Consider the following 22,494-nt stretch of genomic DNA (forward strand, 5'->3'; position numbering starts at 1 on the left):
TGTCACTCATAAGTTGATTCGATAAATTTTATCAATCTCCTGCAATTTGCGACAATAAATTCTCGAAGTTTGCGGAAAAAGTTTCCCGGTCTGATTGGGTAAATGCCTTGGGACCTTTTCCATACTTCCCTTTTCTACGTTCCTTAGCGGCAAGATACCTGTAATCGAGGGCCGTGGCAATCATTTCTTCCCTGTATGCTTTTCCCCTGGGGGACAGTGCATAAACGTGCTTTGGCAGGACAAGACTGGCAAGCCCTATATCCTGGGTGACGAGCACATCGGAAGATCGGACGTGATTCATGATGTACAGATCGGCTGATTCCTTGGAACTATCAACATAGATCCATTCACCTGCTTCAGGCTCACTTTTCCGGTGGGCATGGGAAGCGACGAATACAACCCCGAATCCGTATCTTCTTGAAATCCGGCTGATTTCCTCCTTGACAGGACAAGCATCAGCATCCACGAATACACAAGGATGATATGGGTCATACCTAACTATTCTACATCACTCCATGTAATCCTTCTCTCCCGGATAACTTTCCTTGGGAGCAAGGAAGAATTTGTCGAAAAAAACCCTCTTCAGGACTTGACATATCACAATAATTAGTTTATTCCTTAAGAGTTTAGTCTAAACCTATTTTAAATATTTTTATCACAATTTTTTATTATAGTATATCCCCGGCTATTTGACCACCCATAAAACTCCTTCTCTTCACGATTCCACCTTCTTGCTTCTCCACTTTAGGTTGAAGTCCCCAAGCACAGAAAAACCGGACCACCACGATCATGATGGTCCGGGTAAAAACACTCAGGATTTCTGATAGATATTCGTGATGACATTGGCCGTCTCTTCAACGGCTTTATTCGTCACGTCGATGACATGACAACCGATGCGTCCGGTGATCGCTTCGAAGTATGTAAGTTCTTCTTCGATTCTTTTAATGTTTGCATAGCTTGCCTGGTCGTTCAATCCAAGGGATTTCAACCGTTCCCTTCGGATCGTATTCAGTTTGTCCGGACTGATCTTCAGCCCGAAGCATTTTTCCGGAGGAACCTTAAAAAGCTCCTCGGGGGGATCGACTTCAGGCACAAGGGGGACATTTGCCACCTTATAACGTTTGAGTGCCAGATATTGTGATAATGGCGTCTTGGAGGTCCTTGATACGCCCACCAAAACGATATCCGCCCTGAGAAGGCCCCTTGGGTCCCTTCCATCATCATACTTCACGGCAAATTCGATGGCCTCGACTTTTTTGAAATAATCGTCGTCCAGTTTCCGGACCGTACCCGGTTCAAACAGCGGCTCCTTTTGATATGACGATTGATATGTATCCATGAGGGGTCCGATGATATCGAACGCATGGAGGTCTTCCACCTTCGCCTTCGCCTTGATATAGGCGCGCATTTCAGGTTTCACAAGGGTATAGACGATCAGCCCTTTCGTCAGTTTTGCAAGGGAGATTACTTCATCGATATTTTCCAATTCTTCGATATACGGGAAGCGTTTAATGACCGTATTCTTAGAACCATCGAACTGGCTGATGGCTGCCTTGGTCACTAGTTCGGCCGTTTCCCCGACGGAGTCTGATACCACATAGATAATCGGTTCTTTCACGATCATTCACCACCTGTTAATATTCATCTGCCAGTGCAACGAAGGCCTTTGTGACATTCGTCTTTGTAATCCGCCCTGTTACTTCAAGATCTCCATTATCCGTTTTCCGGACAACAGGGACAGAGTCGATCTGCTTATGGATCAAATCCTTCGCTACACCGATCAACGGATCATCCTTCTCGCATGTCGTGATATTCGGCATCCTCGTCATGATGATATTCACCGGGAGCGTACTCAATTCCTGCTTTCCGATGCTCGCCCTTAGAAGATCCTTCCGGGAGAGTACCCCGACCAGATAGGAATTCGCATCGACTACGAACAGTGTCCCCACATCTTCGAGGAACATCGTCACGATTGCATCATAGACTGAGACATTTTCATTCACGACCACAGGAATGGATTGATAATCCTTCACGTAGATTTTCTTCAGGTTTTCTGTCAGCAGCTGGGTTCCCGTCTTACCGGTATAGAAATAACCCACCCGGGGCCTTGCATCAAGGTAACCCGCCATTGTCAGAATGGCCAGATCCGGTCTCAGGGTGGCACGGGTCAAGTTGAGTCGGTCGGCAATCTGTTCTCCCGTGATGGGCCCATTATCTTTCACGATCTGCAAGATAGTTTCTTGACGTTTATTCAGTTCCATTTTCCTTCACCACCTAACGACCCTTTTTCAAAATGTTATACTGTATACTAAATATTATATACTAATGAGTCAAAATGAAAAGAGTATTATCTTTTCCCTTTATGTGTAAACTATATCGGAATATTAGACCTGTAAAAGAGTATCCTGTTTCCAGGGAAACATCAACTCTTTTTAACTTTGAGCGAACAATGGTTGTCAAGAAGAAAATCCCATGATAAAATAGCTAACACATTCATAACGTAAGCAATGACGGATAGATAAGTAACCGCAGCCTTAAGCGACCGGGGATGGTGGAAGCCCGGAACAGCGGAGAAACGGCGATCCCGAGCTCATACAATCGAAAGTGGATATGCCTTTTGCATATCAACTAGGGTGGAACCGCGAGCCAAAGCTCGTCCCTAGGCCAACAGTGCCTGGAGACGAGCTTTTTTTATTGGCCGGCACCCTTATCTAAAAAAGGAGTGACAGATTATGTCGATGGAACAAGTAGTAAACCTTGCCAAGCACCGCGGATTCGTCTTCCCAGGATCTGAAATCTACGGTGGCCTTGCCAACACATGGGATTACGGTCCCCTTGGCGTGGAGCTGAAGAACAACATCAAGAAAGCATGGTGGAAAAAATTCGTTCAGGAATCCCCTTATAATGTCGGTCTGGATGCCAGCATCCTGATGAACCCCAAAACATGGGAAGCTTCCGGCCACGTTGGGAACTTCAATGATCCGATGATCGATTGTAAAAAATGCAAAACCCGTCATCGTGCCGATAAATTGATCGAGAATGCCCTTGAAGCAAAAGGGATGGAGATGATCGTCGACGGCCTCCCGTTCGAAAAGATGGAAGAGATCATGAAGGAACATGAAATCGTCTGCCCTGACTGTGGAGCGCAGGATTTCACAGAAATCCGTCAGTTCAACTTGATGTTCAAAACGCATCAGGGTGTAACTGAATCCTCAACGAATGAAATCTTCCTTCGTCCGGAAACGGCCCAGGGGATCTTCGTCAACTTCAAGAACGTACAGCGTTCCATGCGTAAAAAAATGCCTTTCGGTATTGCACAGATCGGAAAGAGCTTCCGAAATGAAATCACTCCGGGTAACTTCACGTTCAGAACACGCGAATTTGAACAGATGGAGCTTGAATTCTTCTGTAAGCCCGGTGAAGATCTTGAATGGTTCTCTTACTGGCGCGAATTCTGTAAGAACTGGTTGCTGAACCTTGGTCTAAACGAAGACAATATGCGCCTTCGCGATCACGACGAAGACGAACTGTCCCACTACAGTAACGCAACAACCGATATCGAGTACAAATTCCCGTTCGGATGGGGCGAACTGTGGGGTGTGGCTGACCGTACAGATTTCGATTTGAAGCGCCATATGGAGCATTCGAATGAAGACTTCCATTACATGGATCCGCAAACCAATGAAAAATATGTGCCTTATTGCATCGAGCCTTCCCTCGGAGCAGACCGTGTGACACTTGCCTTCCTATGTGATGCATTCGAAGAAGAGGAGCTTGAAAACGACTCCCGCACTGTCCTCCGCTTACATCCTGCACTTGCACCATATAAGGCTGCCGTGCTTCCGCTTTCGAAGAAGCTCTCGGATGAAGCGTTCAAAGTGTATGAAGAGCTTTCCAAAGACCTGATGATCAATTTCGATGAGACGGCTTCCATCGGGAAACGCTATCGTCGCCAAGATGAGATTGGTACCCCGTTCTGCATTACGTATGACTTTGATTCTGCTGAAGACGGCCAAGTGACGGTCCGCGATCGTGATACGATGGAGCAGGTTCGCATGCCGATCAGCGAAGTAAAAAGCTTCCTGGATGGTAAAATTAACTTCTAAATGAAACAAGACCTCCACGCCTGAGCGTAGGGGGTCTTTTCTATCCAATCCAACAAAAGGACCGCTCCCGGCAAAAGGGGGCGGTCCTTCTCACTCTATTCACATCACACTAGAATAAATCCTTCAGGTTGTCCATCTGGTCCAAGAATCTTCTTGATTTCAAGTGCAAACCGGAATATTCGTCGTAATAGGTCCGGATCACCTTTTTTAATTCGGCCTTTGTTTCATCCTTCACCGATACATTCCCCAACCGATTGATATCAAAGTAATAAAAGACCCTGAGTAACTTGACCGTCCCCTGTTTCAAAGGGAGGGCGTGGGAGTCCTTGTGGACGCACCGGTGGCAGATGAAGCCATTTTCCCGGAATGAAAAGGAAAAGGTCCCTTCCTTCTCACCGCACACAGAGCATCTATCGAGGTTCGGATAAAGCCCCAAGACCGGCAACATCTTCATTTCAAAGATATGGACGAGGATCTCTGGATCCACTTCATCATCAAGATAATGCAGGGATTGGTGGAGAAGCTCGAACAGGAAGGGATTCGGCTTCCGGTCCTCCGTTGCCTTATCCAGCAGCTCCACCATGTAGGTGGCGTAGGAGGTTTTGAATAAATCTTCCCGGATATGACGGAGTGACTCGACCATCTCCCCCTGCTGGAGGGTACCGAGACCGTTTCCTTTGATGTACATGAAATAGCCATATGTAAATAACTGTGATATGGCGGAAAGACGGCTGTTGGGCTTCTTAGCACCACGAGCCATCAGTCCCACCTTACCGAATTCTCTTGAAAAGACGGTAACGATTTTATTCGTTTCGCCGTAGTCATTCGTCCTGATGACGATTCCTTCACATTTCTGTAGCATAAGGCCACCTCCCGACGTCCATTTGTCCGGGTGATGACAAACTCGTTTACGTTATGGGAAAATCCGCTTCTGAATTCTCCTCATCAAATCCTGTTATTTCATCACTTGAATCTTTTTCGAGTTCTTTAAAAAGCAGATACGTGTCGATACTTCCTGTTTGCGAAAAGAACTTCCAGGTTAAGTCTAACATTTAAAACCCACCTTTCTGGATTTAAGCTAGTAAGACCTTTCATGTGATTAGAGTGAGCATTTCCCGCAGATTTGATGTGTTCTAAATATTGTTAATCCTGAGATCAATATTCATCATCATTGAAGCCGTAGTCTTTCAGGTTCGAAGCACGGTTGCGCCAATCTTTCTGGACCTTCACCCAAAGCTCCAGATAAACCTTCGATCCCAGGAGATTTTCGATATCGATCCTGGCTCTCTTGCCGACTTCTTTCAGCATGGCTCCGCGTTTACCGATGACGATCCCTTTCTGTGAATCACGTTCGACGATGATCGTGGCAAGGACGTCGATGAGGTTATTGGAGTCTTTCCTCTCCATCTTGTCGATGACGACCGCAATGCTGTGCGGGATCTCTTCACGGGTCAGATGCAGCACCTTTTCCCTGATGAGCTCGGATACGATGAAACGCTCCGGATGATCCGTGATCTGATCGGCTGGATAAAATTGAGGCCCTTCCGGCAGACGGTCCTTCAATAGTCCAAGGAGCTGGTCGACATTATTCCCCTCAAGGGCTGAAATCGGCACGGTGGCCGCGAATGGATACAGTTCGTTATATTTCTGGATGATCGGTAAAAGCTCATCTGGATGAACCTGATCGATCTTATTCAAAATGAGGAAGACGGGTGTCTTGACTCCTTTGAGCTTCTCGATGATATAGTGATCACCCTTGCCTAGGCCTTCTTCGACATTGATCATGAAAAGGATCACATCGACTTCCTTCAGGGTATTCTGCGCGATCTTGACCATGAAATCCCCAAGCTTATGCTTTGGTTTATGGATTCCCGGTGTATCGATGAAGATCATCTGCGCTTCATCGGTCGTATAGACTCCCTGTACTTTATTACGGGTCGTTTGTGGCTTATCGCTCATAATGGCAATTTTCTGGCCGATGACACGGTTCAAGAATGTCGATTTTCCGACGTTCGGTCTTCCGATGATGGAAATAAAACCTGATTTGTACTGATTACTCATGTAAATCCTCCGGTGAAAAAGCTCCCGGCAACAACTCTGCAACTGTCAGTTCCTGAACATCTCCGTTCAGATTGGTAAGGACGACCCGCATGTCTTTCGAACAAAGCTCCGAAATGACCTGACGGCACGCTCCACATGGAGGGACCGGTCTCTTCGTATCCGCTACGACGGCAAGCATGGAGAAATCTTTATCGCCTTCTGAGTACGCCTTGAATAAGGCGGTCCGCTCAGCGCAATTGCACATGCTGTATGCCGCGTTCTCGATGTTGCATCCACGATAGACCTTCCCGTCCTTTGTGAGGAGCGCTGCCCCTACCTGAAACCGACTATAAGGGACGTATGCTAGTTCTCTTGCTGCCTTTGCTTCTATTATCATTTGTTCAACATTCATTCGTTTGATTCTCTCCTTTTTCCCTTACCCCTTCATTTTACTACACTTTTTCTGAAATGACATGGGATGTTATCAAATTGTTAATAAATAGTTAGATAATTCAAACAACTTATCCTTCCTGTTCTCTTTTCCCTTCCTCCATTAAAACGCTTTCAGCCCAGAAAATCAAATGTCCCCAAAAAGGGGACATGGATTTAGAAAATCGCCACTATTTTCGGTATGAAAATGATCAAGCCGATAATGGCCGAACAGATGGCAAAAAGCAACACGGCCCCCGAACCCAGGTCCTTGGCCAACTTGGCTAGAGGATGATAAACCGGGGTCGAAAGGTCAACCGCCTTCTCGATGGCCGTATTCACCATTTCGAGGGAATGCATCAGGAAGATCAAGATGAGGATGACCATCCATTCCACTTTTGACACGTGGAGCAACGCCGCCATGACGAGGACAATCATGCCCATGCATGTATGGATTCTGAAGTTCTGCTCGGACTTCCAAGCGCTCACCACCCCTTCCGATGCATAACCGAACGACCTCATCAGCTTCTTGAAGCCGCCCTTAGCCCCTTTGGAGTCCATATGCGTCCAGGATATCCCTTTGTCTCTGGAACATCCTCTCTTCGTCTTCTTTCTCCATATGGTCGTATCCAAGCAGATGGAGGAAACCATGAAGGGCGAGGAAGCCCAGTTCCCTTTCGAAAGAATGACCGTATTCTTCCGCCTGCTCACGCGTGCGTTCGATGGATATCACGATGTCTCCGAGGATCCGCGGCATCCCTTCCCCGATGATTTCCACTTCGTCCTCTCCAAGCTCTTCGAGTGCGAAGGAAATGACATCCGTCGCCTGATCCTTCTCTCGGTAATCCCGGTTGATTTCACGGATCCGTTCATTGGACACGAAGGTGACGGACACTTCACTTCCTTCTTCGATCCCTTCTTTGCCGGCGGCAAAATCCAGAATGGACAAGACGAGCTCCGAATCCTTATCCGATATCTCTTCCGTTTCATCTATCATATCAATATTCAAGATCATGTTCATTCTCCTTTTGCTTGTTCTTCCGGGTATTCTATCCTTGGATGGAAGATCCCGTTCAATGTCTCGCACAGGGCCCTTTTCACTTGCTCCAGTTGTTTCAGTGTAATATCACATTCATTGAACTGCCCGTCCTGGAGCCTGTCCTGGACGATGGAATGGATCAGGTTCTTGATCTCCTCCTGTGTTGGAGACGACTTTGAGCGTACGGCAGCTTCCACGCTATCCGAGATCGAGATGATCGCCGCCTCGATGGTTTGCGGCTTCGGACCAGGATAACGATACTCCTCTTCCTTCACATCTTTCCCCTGTTCCTTCGCCTTATAATAAAAGAATTTCAACAGGGTGGTTCCGTGGTGTTGCTCTGCGATATCGATGATCTCTTTAGGAAGCTTATGCTTTCTCAGCATGTCTGCTCCGTCCGTCGTATGACTAATGATAACATCCCGGCTCGTTTCAGGCGATACCCGGTCATGGGGATTTTTCCGGTTCATCTGATTTTCGATGAAGAACTGGGGACGCTTCGATTTACCGACATCGTGATAATAACATCCCACTCGTGCAAGAAGGCCATTGGCTCCAATGGCTTCACACGCAGATTCGGCGAGATTGGCCACCATGACGCTGTGGTGATAGGTACCAGGAGCCTCAGTCAGCAGCTTCTTCAGAAGTGGCTGGGTCGGTCTCGAGAGCTCCATGAGTCGCATGGAAGACAAGATCCCAAAGCCTGCTTCGAAAAAGGGAAGGAATCCGATTGTGAAAATGGATGAACCCACTCCTGAAATCAATGCAAATATGAAGTAGTAGAGATACTCCGTATTCGTATAGGATGTTCCACTAAGCAGGATCAGGAACGCAAGGACCAAAACGTTCACCAGCGCAACAAAAAGACCGGCACGGAGAATATTGGACCGTTGATTCTTACTCACAAGGAATAATACCCCTGCAACTCCGCTGAACAGGGTGTAAATGGCGATTTCAAAATCGATTGCACCCGTGAACGGATGGTGGAAGATCACACTCGAGCAGGCAGACAGGATGAAGACCATCATCATGGCGATCCGCTCGTTCAACAGGATCCTGAGGATCATCCCGCTGAACGCTGCAGGGAGTATGTAGGCAATATCATTGAACTGAAGTTGCTCAAGAAGACCAACAATCTTCATGATCAGCAGGGAAATGACGAAAATGATGCTTGTGAGCAACAGATAATTCTGCTTTCTTTCTTCCGTGATCTGAAGGGTGTAGAAGAAGTAATACAATGACCAGATGATGACGATCACAAAGATCGCGAGACCGAGGAATGGTTTAAAAGAGAAACTGTTGTCGACCATCCCGAGCGCCTTCAGGATTTCGTATTTTTTCGGCGTCACGAGTTCTCCGTCTTCTACGATGACACCTCCTTCAATGATTTCCACGGAACTGACATTGGCAACCGCCTGTTTCTTCAGTTCTTCCGTCTTTTCTTTATCATAATATTCCGTTGGCTCGAGGGCCAGGTTCCCGAGATCGATGGCCACCTGAAGGAGATTGCCGTTGAATGAAAATTTGGAAATCCGCTGTTCGAGTTCCAATCGTGCTTCCTTCAGGTCCTCTTCCTTGACGTGGTCCTCCATGATCACCTGCATCTGGGTGGATACCACCGTTTCGACGCGGTCAAGGTCTTCACCTGATGCTTCGAGCATGGTCAACAAGCGATCATCCTTCAGCGTATCCGCTGCATCGTTTTCCTTCGGCAGCTTCTCTTTCAGCTGATTGAGCTGATCGTTCAGTTCTTTTTTAGAAGGAGGCTTCAGATCATCCCGGTTCTTTTCCTCGTATTGTTTCTTCACGTCCTTGACGCTCTCGACCATGGAATGGACCAGGGTATTGGAATTGTCGATGGCCCCTTCCTTCGGGGTATACACCTTCCCGACCTCCATTTCCGCTTCTTGTTTCTTTTTCTCCGTCGCTTCGGCATCGACGAATTTCTTCGGCGCCCTGATGGTCGTCTGTGCTTCTTCATACAAATGGATATCCAGGGTTTTCGGTTTTACATTTCCATATAGGACCCCGAAGACGATGAGCCCCAGGAGGATGAATAGCAGATTTGTGAATAGTCTGTAGCTTAGGATGCTTTTTATCTTGTTCAATAACGGGTGCGTGCGCATAGTGACCCCCCTGTTGTAACGGTTTCCGGCAACATACAGCCAGTCCAGGAAATACATATGTAAAATGATAGCAGTTTTTTACTTATTTATCTATGTATAAAAGGGTACAAAAAAGATTGATCCTCGCCGCGCATGGCGACATGACGCGCGAGATCAATCCTGGTATTATCCTTGTTGTTCGTTTTTTTCGTACGCATCGATGATTTTAGCCACAAGAGGGTGGCGGACCACATCTGCCTGCTCAAGGTAGATGAATTCTACTCCCCTGACGTCCTTAAGGATCTTTTCCGACGAAATCAAGCCCGATTCACTTCCACGAGGAAGGTCTACCTGGGAACGGTCACCCGTGATGACCATCTTGGAATCAAACCCTAATCGGGTCAGGAACATCTTCATCTGTGCCTTGGTCGTATTCTGGGCTTCGTCCAGGATGACAAAGGCATCATCCAGGGTCCGACCCCTCATATAGGCAAGGGGGGCAATCTCGATGGTGCCTCTCTCGATGAGGCGGGCAGTATGCTCCGCTCCCAGCACATCGTGAAGGGCATCATAGAGTGGCCTCAGATAGGGATCCACCTTCTCCTTCAGGTCACCAGGCAGGAAGCCGAGGCTTTCTCCGGCTTCCACCGCTGGCCGTGTGAGGATGATTTTCTTCACCTGACCGTTTTTCATGGCATGCACGGCCATGACTACTGCGAGATATGTCTTCCCTGTACCGGCAGGGCCGATGCCGAAGACAAGATCTTTCTTCCTGATTGCTTGGATATATTGGCGTTGACCAAGGGTCTTGACCCTGATTGATTTACCCTTGGCATTCTTTGTGATTTCTTCTTGATATAGGTCTGCAAAATACTCAAGCGTCCCTTGTTTCCCCATTTCAATGGCATACAGCACATCCCTTGAACTGATGTTGATGCCTTTTCGGATAATGGCAACAAGCTGATCGGCAATTTCGACCGTCAGGCGCACCTCTTCGTCCTTACCGGATACGAGAAGCTCCTCTCCCCGGGTGACGATTGAAACGCTGAGTTCCGTTTCCAACAATTTTAAATGTGAATCCGATACCCCAAAGAGCGCGACGGCTTCATTCGGGTTCTCAAGCTGCAATTTCATTAAGATTTCGTCTGACATTCGCTAGTCTCCTTGAATGAGTGGTTGTCCTACTGCAATGTTTTCTATTACCTTAAAGTGAATGGTTACCCTAACTTTACCATTCTCGAACTTCTCATGCAAAATTTTTTCTCCCTTTATTTCCGCATCGTCCGGAAGTTGGGATAGAAGGTTGTTCCGTGCAAGCTTCCTTGCTTCTGCAAGAGCTTGTTTTTTTGTATATGTGCGGTCCACCACTTCTTTCTCTTTGATGGAAGTGTCGGTTATGGCAATCGGCGTTTCCCACTTCAAAAAGCGGAGCCGTTTTGTATTCACTTCTTTTACGGATTCCTTATATTCCGGATCCCCGAATCCCCATACAGGAAGCTTCCACCCGGATATACCCACGTGGAAACGTCTCTTCTCGTTTCCTGTAAAGACGGAAAATGTTGAATGGAGGGGAAGATCAACACTCGTCTTATACCAAGTTTCCCCGAAGACTTCGCCTTTGGCAGGTACGCCCTTTGGTTTATCCTCAGTACCGATCAAGCCGGATACAAGCAGTTGTCCCTTTTCAACATAATCGGTGACTGCCACCTTCGGATCGCCCTCTTCGACGAACATATGGACGATGACCGCTTTCTTGCTAGCCACAAGATGCTGTGCACCCGTTACTTCCCCTGGCTCAGGAGCGTTCTTCTCCACTACTTGGAAGTGGAAGGTTGTCCCCTTAAGGTCCACACCGACCCATGTGATATTATCCATGCGATACGATAATTCCCTCTGGATGGTTTCCACATCCGGCACGGTAAACTGCGTTTTACCAGTAGACAGTCCCAGCGACTTTAATTCTTTCCTCATCTGATGCTCGACTTCCGGGGACGCCCCCTTGATCTCGATTCCCCAGATCATATTCGAGAGGACGAAGATGATGGCGAAGAAAGCGAGGGCTCCCGCGAGGAAACCCGAGTTCTTCCATATCCGTTTCAAAAGGAACGGCCCCCCTTCCCCTTTCAGGAAGGAAACCCTGCAATCGAACGGTCGCACAGCATGCCTCAGCTTATGTACATCACTGAATGCAATCTGGAATGTGATGGATTCCGGGGTCTTCCTTTTCACATCCCACACCGGGATCCCCGTCTTTAATAAGGCGTTGAGGACAGGCTCCATTACCCTGCCTTCAATTTTGACCATGACCTTCCCATTGATAAAGGTGACCCATGGATTCTTCAAAGTCCATTCCTCCTACTCATCTAAATAGATTACTTCAACGACTTTCCCCTGTAAGAGGATTTCCTCAGGAAGGATGATTTTAATCACAAATTGTTCCCCCTTGATCAGAAGCTGCCCCTGCTTAAGGAGCAATCTCACTTCATTATCCGCAAAGGTCAGGAGCCCCCTGTGGTTTTCTATATAAATATGGATTTGTCCAATCATTGTGATGCGGGGTAGGTCCATCATGACATCTTCCGGTAGATCCATCTTCTCCGTCATCCATTTGCGCATCTCCTGGAGCCAGTTTTTTGCCATAAAAAAAGAACCCCCTTTCATCTCATACGTATGAATGAATCGGGAGATATATGTATGGCCATTGTATAAAAACCGGGTTTCCTAAAAGCGTTGAACCACCAATTCAATCAAGATCACCCCGCCTTTCGGAATGAAGTACGTTCACCCATTGAATAGCATAGGATATTCCGAAAACGTTGAAGGGATTGAGAAACATGTATTACGATCCAAAAAGGATCCACCATTCACACGTCTACTCCTGGAATGCCGGGTCCATTCCTTCTTATGTGAACGGTCCTGTTGAAAGACGAACATATCATCCACCGTACCATCATCATGGTGAACCCGCCTATCCGCTTCACTACTATGGCCCTGGACGGTTCGTGAGTTCCTCCACCCCTTACCACCAACCTCTTCCTGTGCCAGAAAGGGACATGGCTATAGAAGACAGGAATGAAAACAGCAATAAAAATGCCGTGTATTTCGGCCGAACACCTGATGAGTGGATCACTCACACGGACTTTCTGGTCAATGAAGGGCTGGAAGATGTCAATAGGGGAATAAATGCCACCCACATTCTTCAGGAATTCATATTAATGGGCGTCCTTGTGGGAAAAGGGTACGCTCCAGAAAAAGCATATAAAACGGTGGAAGAATGGCAACGTACAGGTGCATCAAAGCATCTTCAGCAAAGCAAAAACATGTATAGGTATGGCGATTCTCCGAGTAATCGTCCGCCTGTTATCCTTCCCCAATTCTAAAAGGGAGTGCGATGATACTTATCATCGCACTCCCTTCCTCATTATAGACCCTTGAGTTTTCCAGAAAATCCCAAGTTCACTTCACCAAAAGAAAAAGGGTGAGGTTAAAATTGCACCTCACCCTTTCTAGATTCCTCTGAAAAGTAGACCACCGCTTGTGGCCCTCTGAACTTGCCACCTAACGAAATGAAGGTGGCGCTCTGTTCACAGTTTATTATTTTCGATGATGCCTTCTTCTCGACCTTGGCGCTCCGAAAACTTCGGAGTAAATGAACCCTTTCACTACATCATCCTGATTATGGAAATCAAGGTCGATGCGCTTCTTCCGAATGGTTTCAGCCTTTGCCAATGTTTTCTCCATTTGCTTCGATAACCGTTTTTCCTCTTCTTGCCAGGTGTTGGTAATCGCATTAGCAGCGGTTGCCTTCTTCTCTTCAAAACGAGTCTGAAGGTTTGTAGCACTCTTATTGACTTGTTTTTCGACTCTGGCTTTTGTTTGTTCGATTTCAGGTGACCGGGAAGGATTGCTGCCCGGGTTCGGCGTACGGGGTCTGTTCGTCTGATCCTTTCCCTTTTCTTTATTACGGCCGAAAAAGGCGGAGATCAGACCGATGACGATCGCAAATATCAGTCCTTCCATGAAGGCATCTCCTTTCCTTCAGGGACTTACTTATCCGTATCGTGTTTGTCCCCGGTCATTTTACCGATGGAATCTCTCATATCCGTATCGGCATCGATATTCTTAAGATTCATATAATCCATGACGCCCATGTTGCCAGAACGCAAAGCTTCTGCCATAGCAAGTGGTACTTCCGCCTCGGATTCCACAACCTTCGCTCTCATTTCCTCGACTTTTGCTTTCATTTCCTGTTCGTTTGCTACGGCCATTGCCCTTCTTTCTTCTGCTTTTGCCTGGGCAATCTTTTTATCTGCTTCAGCCTGCTCTGTTTGAAGCTCGGCACCGATGTTTTTACCGATATCCACGTCCGCGATATCAATGGACAGGATTTCAAAAGCCGTTCCTGCATCCAATCCTTTCGATAGGACTGTCTGCGAAATCAAATCAGGGTTTTCAAGTACCTTTTTGTGATTGTCGGAAGAACCGATCGTTGATACGATCCCTTCCCCTACGCGGGCAACGATGGTTTCTTCTCCAGCTCCACCTACGAGTCGGTCGATATTGGCACGCACCGTGATACGCGCTTTCGCTTTCACTTCAATCCCGTCCATCGCCACACCGGCGATGAATGGTGTTTCAATAACCTTAGGGTTAACACTCATTTGAACGGCTTCGAGTACGTCCCTTCCTGCAAGGTCGATGGCGGCTCCGCGTTCGAATGTCAATTCGATATTGGCACGGTGGGCAGCGATCAAGGCATTGACGACCCTGTCGACATTCCCCCCTGCAAGATAGTGACTCTCAAGCTGATTGATGGATACTTGCAGACCAGCTTTATGAGCTTTGATCAACGGATTGATGACCCTGCTCGGGATGACCCTTCTCAGTCTCATACCGATCAGCGTGAAGATGCTGATCCTGACACCTGCTGCTAGTGCTGAAATCCACAGCATCACAGGGACGAACGTGAATAGGATGGATAGGATGATGATTCCCACCACAATGGCGGCAATCAAGAGAATTGAACTTGTATCAATGACCATTTACACAACCTCCAATAATTTAGGTGATTTCCCTTACGACGATACGGGAACCTTCCACTTTTACAATCTTGATTTTTTCATTTGCTTTGATGAAGCTTCCTTCGGTGACGGCATCGATCCGCTCATCGTCGATGAGGATGGTGCCCGATGGTCGGAGTGGCGTCTTGGTGATGCCTTCGCGTCCGATGAGTTCCAATCTGTTGGCATTTGAAACGTAACCGCTTTCCGTGGATGTTGAATCTCGCAAAATCATCTTATTGAATAGTCTCATTTTTTTACCAAACACCTTTACATACAGAATGATGGCGGCGATCGCTACAGCGATGGCTATTAGAATCGAGTAACCCATTTGCACAAAATCGCCTCCTGCCATAAAAATGCTGCCGATGACGGCTGCGGCCCCGAGCGTGCCGGCAATTCCTCCCGGAAGGAAAAACTCTGCTATTAACAAGGCGATCCCAATGATGAAGAGGATGAGGGTTTCATACCCTGCAAAACCCGCCACCATATGACCATAGAAGAACAAAAGGAGCGAGCTGATCCCGACTGTCCCTGCTACCCCGAACCCAGGAGAATAAAGTTCTACGATCAATCCCAGGCTGGCAAGCGACAAGAGGATCGGAACGACGACCGGATTGGTCAGGAAGCGGGCAAGCTTTTCTGCGAAGGTTTCTTCCACATTCACAACAGAACCCTCTTCAGCGCCTATCTTTTGAAGCAGTTCATCCATAGTGCTTACGGTACCGTCGGAATATCCGATTTTCTCAGCGTCTTTTGATCCCAAGGTCAGCAGCTCACCCTTTTCAAGGTCGACTTCGGGGATGGACATAGAGTCGTCAGCCATCGCCATGGCGTACTTTGGATCACGATCCTTTGATTCAGCTGCGCTTTTCATGGAAGACAGCCAGTAGCTCTGTGCTTTTTTATCTGCTGCGTTCCCCTCTTGGTCGATGACAGCTGCAGAACCGAATTGCCCATTCGGCACCATATAGATTTCATCGGCGTGAAGGGCCAGGAACGCTCCGGCAGACAACGCCTTATGATTAACGAAGGCGACAGTCTTTGTATCGATTCCATCCATGAGCTGACCGATATCACCCGCGGCATCCACAAGACCACCCGGTGTGTTGAGATCGAATATGATCACATCGGCACCGGCATCCTCCGCTTCCTTGACGGCACGTTCAAGGAAGGCATGCAGACCGCGTTCCACTTCTTTGTGGACGGGTATCACATAGGCCTCTTTGGCGGCGGCACCTGTCAACGGCTGGATCAGCGAATAACCGAAAAGGAACAGGAACAAAACCAATAATCCTTTTTTCAAACAGACCCCCTCGTTTCATTAAAATGATTCCCTGACTTATGTACGTTTGAGTTGGGGATCAGGTTTCATCTTTTTTGATTTTTTCTCATGAGGAAGATTCTGGTTGAAGAGCGGTACGCGATCAGGTCGGCAAGACGGTGTGGCGGGCATACCTCTGAAGGAGAGGAACCATGGGGCTGTTGATGCATGCTACTTACTAAAAAAGCCGGCAAGCAACTGCTTCCCGGCTTTTTCCTATGATAGATGGTGAAGAACAAGTTTATTGACGAGAGCCCCATCAGCTTTCCCTTTTACTTTGGGCATGATCGCTCCCATCACTCTACCCATATCAGCTTTAGATGAAGCGCCCACTTCTGCTACCGTCTCTTGGACGATGGCTGAAACTTCTTCTTCCGAAAGCTGCTTAGGCATATATATTTCGACGTAAGTCAGTTCTGCTTGGAGTTTCTCCACGAGATCGTCACGACCTGCGTTTTGAAACTCCTGGAGGGAGTCTTTCCGTTGTTTGACTTCTCGAGAAAGGACTGTCAACTCTTCGTCTTCAGAGAGCTGCTGATTTCCGTGCTTGATGGCTTCATTTTGAAGTGAGGCCTTCAGCATGCGGATGACGGACAGCTTCTCCTTTTCTTTGTTTTTCATCGCTTGTTTCATATCATCATTTAAACGATCGAGAAGACTCATGGTTACACCCTCTCTTAGAACTTACGTTTTCTTGCTGCTTCTGATTTCTTTTTGCGTTTTACGCTTGGTTTTTCATAGAATTCGCGCTTTCTAAACTCTTGTAAAGTTCCTGTTTTAGAAACTGAGCGTTTGAAGCGACGAAGAGCATCTTCAAGCGATTCGTTTTTACGAACAACTGTTTTTGACATCTCTCTTTCCCTCCCTCCGAACACACTACACTTACATGTTCAAGTCAGAAATGGTTTGTACCATATCCAAGGACATTGGATGTCCCTTTACTTAAGATCTTCCCTTGCTGCATTGTCACAAGGGGACAGAAAGTGTATGTCTTTCTTGGATGAATCCCATAAAGTACTAAAAGGAATCCATGTACTTTGCCATTATAATATATCCTATGTGATAGGTCAACAATTTATCCCGAATCAGGACATAAATAGGCATGTCCTCCGCGGTTTCCCCATAGATTTGAGTATGCTCTTCTATACAAGGCGGAAGGGAGACGATCCTATCATGGGATATATGTTGGCTTTCATTCTTTTCATCGCTTGCTTCCTATTCGGCATGACCTGGCTGAGGACGGGCCTGTTCAACCTCGCCAGTGATAATATCCGGAGATGGCTCCACTACCTGACCCATACACCGTTCAGGGGTGTCTTGACCGGGACGCTCCTGACGGCATTGATTCACAGTAGCTCTGCGGTCATGGTGTTGACAGTCGGACTTGCTTCCTCGGGTATGATCCCCTTCAGACAGACGATCGGGATCATGCTGGGTTCAAATATCGGAACCACCTTCACGTTGGAGATGTTCACGCTCAACCTGAATATGCTCATCATCCCGGCTGCCGTCGTGGGGGCCATCCTCCTCTTGTTCGGATCTACGAATGGCAGGAGCTTCGGGATGACCTTGGTGGGCTTCAGCTTGATCTTCACCGCCATCATGGGCATTCAGCGCCTCGCTGAACCCCTCACCCATCATCCTGCGGTGAAAGGATACATGGAAAACATGGATCGCCATCTTTTCCTCGCCCTGTTGGTCGGCTGTCTTCTCACGGCCATCATCCAGTCCAGCACGGTGGTGACAGGAGTGGCCATGGGGTTTCTTGCAGCAGGATCAATCGGGATCGATACGGGCATCGCAGTGATGCTTGGGTCAAACGTGGGGACATGCATCACTGCCATCATGGCGAGCATTGGAGGAGGGCGGGAGGCAAAGCTCACGGCCTATGCACATGTATGGCTGAACGTCATCGGTGTCGGACTTTTCATTCCCTTTATCCCCCTTTTAACGAGAGGCGTCCAAGCTTTGGCTTCTTCAGGGGATATGCAGCTTGCCCATGCCAGTGTGATCTTCAACCTGGTCTGCTCTCTCATGGTCCTTCCGTTCGCAAGAAGATTTGCCCGATTTGTTGAACGAATTCACGGTCCAAAGGCTAGAGGATAAAAAAGTTGGGACAAAACTAAGAAAGCTACCAATTAAAGGCGATCAATATCAATATCAGTATAAATCTTTTATTCCACTCACGGTTCCCCTGCAAGACTACGCTTGTCCTGGGAGTTGTCGTCATGTACTACAATCCACACTATACAATTGCTCATGACACAAATGAAAAAACCGAATACATTCGCCTGATCGCAAATGAATTCGGGTTTCATTATGACTAAGACACATTTGTCCCAGCCTCGTTCCTACATATTAACTCAGTAGTCCGATTCTGCTGCCAGTCCCTGCATGATTTTCACGCCGGAGCTCGCACCAAGTCTTGTAGCTCCTGCTTCGATCATGTTTTGGGCATCTTCAAGGGAGCGGACTCCACCAGATGCTTTAACGCCGATATCAGGTCCAACCGTTTCCCTCATGAGGGTGATGTCGGCTACCGTTGCCCCACCAGTGGAGAATCCAGTAGACGTCTTCACATAATCGGCGCCTGCCTCAACAGCAAGCTTGCATGCTTTAACCTTTTCTTCGTCGGTCAGAAGGCATGTCTCGATGATGACCTTTGACAGGGCTTTTCCTTTAGAAGCTGCCACGACCGCTTCCATATCCCGTTTCACCAATGCATCATCCCCGCTTTTGAGCGCGCCGATGTTGATGACCATATCCACTTCTGTCGCTCCATTGGCGATGGCATCCTTCGTTTCGAATGCCTTCACTTCTGGGGTGGAAGCTCCAAGCGGGAATCCGATCACTGTGCAGACCTTCACTTGAGTGCCTTCAAGCAGTTCATGTGCATATGACACCCAGGTAGGATTCACACATACTGATGCAAATGTATATTCTTTTGCCTCTTGACAGAGGATTTCGACTTGTTCTTTTGTTGATTCCGGTTTCAGTAATGTATGGTCGATCATATTAGCAATTTGTTGAGCCATTCCAATCTCTCCTTTAAGCAGTTGTCCGTACCTCCATCATCATACCAAAATCCTCTGAAAAAGACGAGTATTTCTTGTTGGAAGATCACGCACCATTCCACCTATCATAACGATGAGACCGTTTTCTCCGACATTGCATTCTAGATCTTGTATACCCTTGCTTCATATGGTTTGAGCGTGATCGTGCTCGATTCTTCATGCGCTTCCACTTCATGATTGGCCAAGAGCAGCTGGGAGAACATCACTTGGATGTCTCCAAGATCCACTTCCGCACCTTCCGTCGATAAATTCGTGAGCACTACGACACGAGTGTCGTCTTCAACGCTTCGGGTATACGCATAGATCTGCGGATGATCCTCAAGAAGCAGCTCGTAGGCACCATATGTGAACACCGGCTCTGATTTCTTAAGTGCGATCATTTTCTTATAGAATGAAAGGATTGATTCTTGATCCTTTTCCTGTGCGGATACATTGATCTCCTTGTAGTTTGGATTGACTTTCATCCACGGCTCCGCCGAGGAGAAGCCTGCTTGTTCAGCAGCAGACCACTGCATCGGAGTACGGCTGTTATCACGTGATGAAGCCCAGATGATCTCCATGATGGCGTCATGCTCCAATCCTTCATCACGCTTGGCGCGGTACAGATTCTTCACAGCCACATCATCATAGTCCTCGAGGTTAGGGAACTGGACGTTGGTCATGCCGATTTCCTGTCCCTGATAGATGAACGGGGTCCCCTGCATGAGGAAGTACATCGCTCCCATGGCAGTAGCGCTCTCCCTCCATAGAACGGTGTCATTCCCCCAGGTCGATACCACCCGCGGCTTATCATGGTTTTCGATGAACAGGGCATTCCAGCCGTCACCCTCGAGTCCTTTCTGCCAACGGCTGAGGACCTTCTTCAATTCCACGATATCGAGATCGGCATCAGACTCGGCATCCCACAGTCCAAGATGTTCGAACTGGAAGATCATGTCCATCTTTCCTTCCTTCTCCCCGACCCAAAGACCTGCCTCATCTGCGCTTACGCCATTGGCTTCGCCGACCGTCAACACATCATAGTTCGCATAGGTCTTTTCTTTGAATTCCTTGAGGAAGGTGTGGATCCCCTCCTGGTTCATATGCATATCGAATGAGGAAACATATTTCTTCCCATCAGGATTCGGCATATCCGGAAGACCTGGTCGCTTTTTGATATGGCTGATGGCATCGATTCGGAATCCGTCGATTCTTTTATCAAGCCACCAGTTCACCGTATCATACAGCGCTTCGCGGACATCTGGATTCTCCCAGTTCAAGTCGGGTTGCTTTGTCGAGAACACATGAAGATAGTATTGCCCTGATTCTTCATCAAATTCCCATGCCGAACCATTGAAGATACTTTCCCAGTTGTTCGGTTCCTCCCCATCCTTAGCGTCCCTCCAGATATACCAGTCCCTTTTCGGGCTATCGACAGCGCTCCTGGATTCAATGAACCATGGGTGTTCATCGCTCGTGTGATTCAACACGAGGTCCATGATCAGCTTCATATCCCGCTTATGCACCTCGGATAGGAGCTGATCGAAGTCCTCCATCGTGCCGAAATCCTTCATGATGTCCTGATAGTCTGATATATCATACCCATTATCATCATTCGGAGATTCATATACCGGGCAGATCCATATTACATCGATACCAAGGTCCTTGATATAGTCGAGCCGTTGGATGACACCTTGAATATCACCGATTCCGTCACCGTTGGAATCTTGAAAACTCCGGGGGTAAATCTGATATCCCACTGCTTCCTTACGCCATGATCGTTCCATCTCATCACACCTTATCTATGTTTTTTAGATTAAACGCTTTCACCTAATATGCAATCGTTTGCACAATCAAAGAAAAAAAGTACTGGAAGAGATTATTCCAGCTACGTTTAGTTTACCTTCTTCCACCGACCATATCAATATCTATTTTATAAATATGCTTACCCTGCCGAAATCCCCACACCTCACCCATGAAAAAAGGCCGCCTAATGGCAGCCTTTTTATCAGATAGCAGCTTTTTGATCCTCGAGGACCCTCACGAATTCACCTTGGTTGGTCGGATAACCGGCCTTGGTGATTTTCACCTTCACGAGTTTCCCGATCATCTCTTCCCTAGCAGGGAATATGACTTTGAGGTAGTTATCCGTATATCCGACATACAGATCCCCGTCCACCTGTTCTTCAGGGATCACTTCCAGCACTTCGTTTTCAAAACGGGAAGCATACTCCTTCGCCAGCTGATCAGATAGATTGATGAGGCGATGAACGCGTTCATTCTTTACCTCTTCATCAATTTGATCATCCATTCTGGCAGCGGGTGTACCGGTCCTCTGAGAGTAAGGGAACACATGAAGCTCTGAGAATTTTTGATCTTTGATGAAATTGTACGTTTCCATGAACTCTTCTTCCGACTCACCCGGGAATCCGACGATCACGTCTGAAGTCACGGCCAAGCCCGGCAAAGCTTTCTTGAGCTTTTCAAGCCTTTCAGCGAAGAATTCCATTGTATATTTCCTGCGCATCCGCTTCAGGACGGTATTGGAACCGGATTGAAGAGGAATATGCAAATGTCTTACCACCATATTGGACCTATCGATCACATCGATGACTTCATCGGTAAGCTGACTCGCTTCGATGGACGAAATCCTGATCCGCTTCAGCCCCTTCACCTTCTTCTCGAGGTCGGTTAGAAGCATGGCAAGATTATAGTCTTTCATGTCTTCTCCGTATCCTCCAGTATGGATCCCGGTCAAGACGATTTCTTTGTATCCTGCGTCAACCAGCTGCTGCGCCTGGTGGATGACTTCCTCTGGGTCACGGGAGCGCATGAGTCCGCGGGCCCATGGAATGATGCAGAATGTGCAGAAGTTGTTGCAGCCCTCCTGGATCTTGAGCGAAGCCCTGGTACGGTCCGTGAATGCCGGTACATCGAGCTCCTCGTATACGCGGTTTTTCATGATATTCGTCACGCCGTTGATCGGCTGGCGTTCTTTTTTATACTCGTCAATGTATGTGAGCATCTTCCTGCGGTCCTGAGTTCCGACTACAATATCCACTCCAGGGATGGCCATGATTTCTGCAGGGGACGTCTGTGCATAGCATCCAGTCACGCAGATGACCGCATCGGGATTCTTACGGATTGCCCTCCTGATCACCTGACGGCTCTTTTTATCCCCCGTATTCGTAACCGTACACGTATTGATCACGTACACGTCTGAAATGGAGTCATACTCCACCCGGTCGTATCCTTCTTCTTTGAACAGCTGCCAGATCGCTTCTGTTTCATAATGATTCACTTTGCATCCTAACGTATGGAACGCTACTGATGGCATT

23 protein-coding genes and 1 pseudogene are annotated in these 22,494 nt (G+C 47.6%); 3 read left to right on the forward strand and 21 right to left on the reverse strand.

What is annotated here, in order from left to right; genetic code table 11:
* Positions 1 to 31: 31 nt before the first annotated feature.
* The 3 genes from ABJ225_RS07240 to ccpN all read right to left on the reverse strand — a co-directional run bounded on the left by ABJ225_RS07240 (position 32) and on the right by ccpN (position 2,261).
* Positions 32 to 466, reverse strand: coding sequence for a YaiI/YqxD family protein (locus ABJ225_RS07240; protein WP_218246227.1), 435 nt, complete (start codon positions 464 to 466; stop codon positions 32 to 34).
* Between the two features lie 345 nt (positions 467 to 811).
* A complete protein-coding gene (locus ABJ225_RS07245) occupies positions 812 to 1,624 on the reverse strand; it encodes a pyruvate, water dikinase regulatory protein (RefSeq protein WP_179125838.1) in 813 nt (270 codons plus the stop codon).
* Positions 1,625 to 1,634: 10 nt separating this feature from the next.
* Positions 1,635 to 2,261, reverse strand: coding sequence for a transcriptional regulator CcpN (ccpN, locus tag ABJ225_RS07250; protein ID WP_048006125.1), 627 nt, complete (start codon positions 2,259 to 2,261; stop codon positions 1,635 to 1,637).
* A gap of 468 nt (positions 2,262 to 2,729) precedes the next feature.
* Between ccpN and ABJ225_RS07255 the strand changes: the two genes are divergently transcribed.
* Positions 2,730 to 4,106, forward strand: a complete 1,377-nt coding sequence (locus ABJ225_RS07255; protein WP_347319324.1) for a glycine--tRNA ligase — start codon at positions 2,730 to 2,732, stop codon at positions 4,104 to 4,106.
* A gap of 109 nt (positions 4,107 to 4,215) precedes the next feature.
* Here the strand turns inward: ABJ225_RS07255 and recO are convergent, their stop codons facing one another.
* The 10 genes from recO to yqfC all read right to left on the reverse strand — a co-directional run bounded on the left by recO (position 4,216) and on the right by yqfC (position 12,359).
* Positions 4,216 to 4,968: a DNA repair protein RecO gene (gene recO, locus ABJ225_RS07260; RefSeq protein WP_347319184.1), complete on the reverse strand. Its 753-nt coding sequence runs from the start codon at positions 4,966 to 4,968 to the stop codon at positions 4,216 to 4,218.
* A gap of 46 nt (positions 4,969 to 5,014) precedes the next feature.
* The gene (locus tag ABJ225_RS07265) at positions 5,015 to 5,158 is read right to left on the reverse strand and encodes a YqzL family protein (protein ID WP_079516415.1); all 144 of its coding nucleotides are present in this window, start codon (positions 5,156 to 5,158) and stop codon (positions 5,015 to 5,017) included.
* Positions 5,159 to 5,261: 103 nt separating this feature from the next.
* Positions 5,262 to 6,167, reverse strand: a complete 906-nt coding sequence (gene era / locus ABJ225_RS07270) for a GTPase Era (RefSeq protein ID WP_048016263.1) — start codon at positions 6,165 to 6,167, stop codon at positions 5,262 to 5,264.
* Positions 6,160 to 6,558, reverse strand: coding sequence for a cytidine deaminase (locus tag ABJ225_RS07275; protein ID WP_218246228.1), 399 nt, complete (start codon positions 6,556 to 6,558; stop codon positions 6,160 to 6,162). Before ABJ225_RS07275 ends, era begins: the two co-directional genes overlap by 8 nt.
* Positions 6,559 to 6,752: 194 nt before the next feature.
* On the reverse strand, positions 6,753 to 7,136 hold the full coding sequence (locus ABJ225_RS07280; RefSeq protein WP_347319187.1) for a diacylglycerol kinase family protein: 384 nt from the start codon (positions 7,134 to 7,136) through the stop codon (positions 6,753 to 6,755).
* Positions 7,117 to 7,590: an rRNA maturation RNase YbeY gene (gene ybeY, locus ABJ225_RS07285; RefSeq protein ID WP_053426529.1), complete on the reverse strand. Its 474-nt coding sequence runs from the start codon at positions 7,588 to 7,590 to the stop codon at positions 7,117 to 7,119. The genes ABJ225_RS07280 and ybeY overlap by 20 nt, the downstream gene beginning before the upstream one ends.
* A gap of 2 nt (positions 7,591 to 7,592) precedes the next feature.
* Positions 7,593 to 9,740: an HD family phosphohydrolase gene (locus ABJ225_RS07290; RefSeq protein WP_347319189.1), complete on the reverse strand. Its 2,148-nt coding sequence runs from the start codon at positions 9,738 to 9,740 to the stop codon at positions 7,593 to 7,595.
* A 165-nt stretch (positions 9,741 to 9,905) separates the two neighbouring features.
* Positions 9,906 to 10,871, reverse strand: a complete 966-nt coding sequence (locus ABJ225_RS07295) for a PhoH family protein (protein ID WP_148984574.1) — start codon at positions 10,869 to 10,871, stop codon at positions 9,906 to 9,908.
* A 3-nt stretch (positions 10,872 to 10,874) separates the two neighbouring features.
* A complete protein-coding gene (gene yqfD / locus ABJ225_RS07300; RefSeq protein ID WP_347319191.1) occupies positions 10,875 to 12,062 on the reverse strand; it encodes a sporulation protein YqfD in 1,188 nt (395 codons plus the stop codon).
* Positions 12,063 to 12,074: 12 nt separating this feature from the next.
* Positions 12,075 to 12,359, reverse strand: coding sequence for a sporulation protein YqfC (yqfC, locus tag ABJ225_RS07305; protein WP_056535282.1), 285 nt, complete (start codon positions 12,357 to 12,359; stop codon positions 12,075 to 12,077).
* Between the two features lie 449 nt (positions 12,360 to 12,808).
* Here yqfC and ABJ225_RS07310 point away from each other — a divergent pair.
* Positions 12,809 to 13,099 (forward strand): annotated as a pseudogene (locus ABJ225_RS07310) (hypothetical protein); the annotation flags it as partial.
* A 214-nt stretch (positions 13,100 to 13,313) separates the two neighbouring features.
* On the opposite strand, the gene ABJ225_RS07315 reads toward ABJ225_RS07310, so the two are convergent.
* The 5 genes from ABJ225_RS07315 to rpsU all read right to left on the reverse strand — a co-directional run bounded on the left by ABJ225_RS07315 (position 13,314) and on the right by rpsU (position 16,954).
* Positions 13,314 to 13,739 carry a hypothetical protein gene (locus ABJ225_RS07315; protein WP_347319193.1) on the reverse strand — a complete coding sequence of 142 codons (426 nt, stop codon included), beginning with the start codon at positions 13,737 to 13,739 and terminating at the stop codon, positions 13,314 to 13,316.
* 26 nt (positions 13,740 to 13,765) lie between these two features.
* Positions 13,766 to 14,761, reverse strand: coding sequence for a flotillin-like protein FloA (gene floA, locus ABJ225_RS07320; RefSeq protein ID WP_048006137.1), 996 nt, complete (start codon positions 14,759 to 14,761; stop codon positions 13,766 to 13,768).
* Positions 14,762 to 14,780: 19 nt separating this feature from the next.
* Positions 14,781 to 16,085, reverse strand: coding sequence for an NfeD family protein (locus tag ABJ225_RS07325; RefSeq protein WP_347319195.1), 1,305 nt, complete (start codon positions 16,083 to 16,085; stop codon positions 14,781 to 14,783).
* Between the two features lie 234 nt (positions 16,086 to 16,319).
* On the reverse strand, positions 16,320 to 16,766 hold the full coding sequence (locus tag ABJ225_RS07330) for a GatB/YqeY domain-containing protein (RefSeq protein ID WP_218246233.1): 447 nt from the start codon (positions 16,764 to 16,766) through the stop codon (positions 16,320 to 16,322).
* 14 nt (positions 16,767 to 16,780) lie between these two features.
* Complete coding sequence (gene rpsU / locus ABJ225_RS07335; RefSeq protein ID WP_032087602.1) at positions 16,781 to 16,954, reverse strand: 30S ribosomal protein S21; 174 nt, start codon at positions 16,952 to 16,954, stop codon at positions 16,781 to 16,783.
* A 331-nt stretch (positions 16,955 to 17,285) separates the two neighbouring features.
* On the opposite strand from rpsU, the gene ABJ225_RS07340 reads away from it, so the two are divergent.
* Positions 17,286 to 18,209 carry a Na/Pi symporter gene (locus ABJ225_RS07340; RefSeq protein WP_347319198.1) on the forward strand — a complete coding sequence of 308 codons (924 nt, stop codon included), beginning with the start codon at positions 17,286 to 17,288 and terminating at the stop codon, positions 18,207 to 18,209.
* 257 nt (positions 18,210 to 18,466) lie between these two features.
* On the opposite strand, the gene deoC is transcribed toward ABJ225_RS07340, so the two are convergent.
* From deoC to mtaB, 3 genes are all read right to left on the reverse strand, one after another.
* A complete protein-coding gene (gene deoC / locus ABJ225_RS07345) occupies positions 18,467 to 19,138 on the reverse strand; it encodes a deoxyribose-phosphate aldolase (protein ID WP_056535270.1) in 672 nt (223 codons plus the stop codon).
* A 140-nt stretch (positions 19,139 to 19,278) separates the two neighbouring features.
* Complete coding sequence (locus tag ABJ225_RS07350; RefSeq protein WP_347319200.1) at positions 19,279 to 20,943, reverse strand: glycoside hydrolase family 13 protein; 1,665 nt, start codon at positions 20,941 to 20,943, stop codon at positions 19,279 to 19,281.
* A 221-nt stretch (positions 20,944 to 21,164) separates the two neighbouring features.
* Positions 21,165 to 22,493, reverse strand: coding sequence for a tRNA (N(6)-L-threonylcarbamoyladenosine(37)-C(2))-methylthiotransferase MtaB (mtaB, locus tag ABJ225_RS07355; protein WP_218246237.1), 1,329 nt, complete (start codon positions 22,491 to 22,493; stop codon positions 21,165 to 21,167).
* Between the last annotated feature and the right edge of the window lies 1 nt (position 22,494).

This window comes from Rossellomorea sp. RS05, from assembly GCF_039822645.1.
Lineage (GTDB): Bacteria > Bacillota > Bacilli > Bacillales > Bacillaceae_B > Rossellomorea > Rossellomorea marisflavi_B.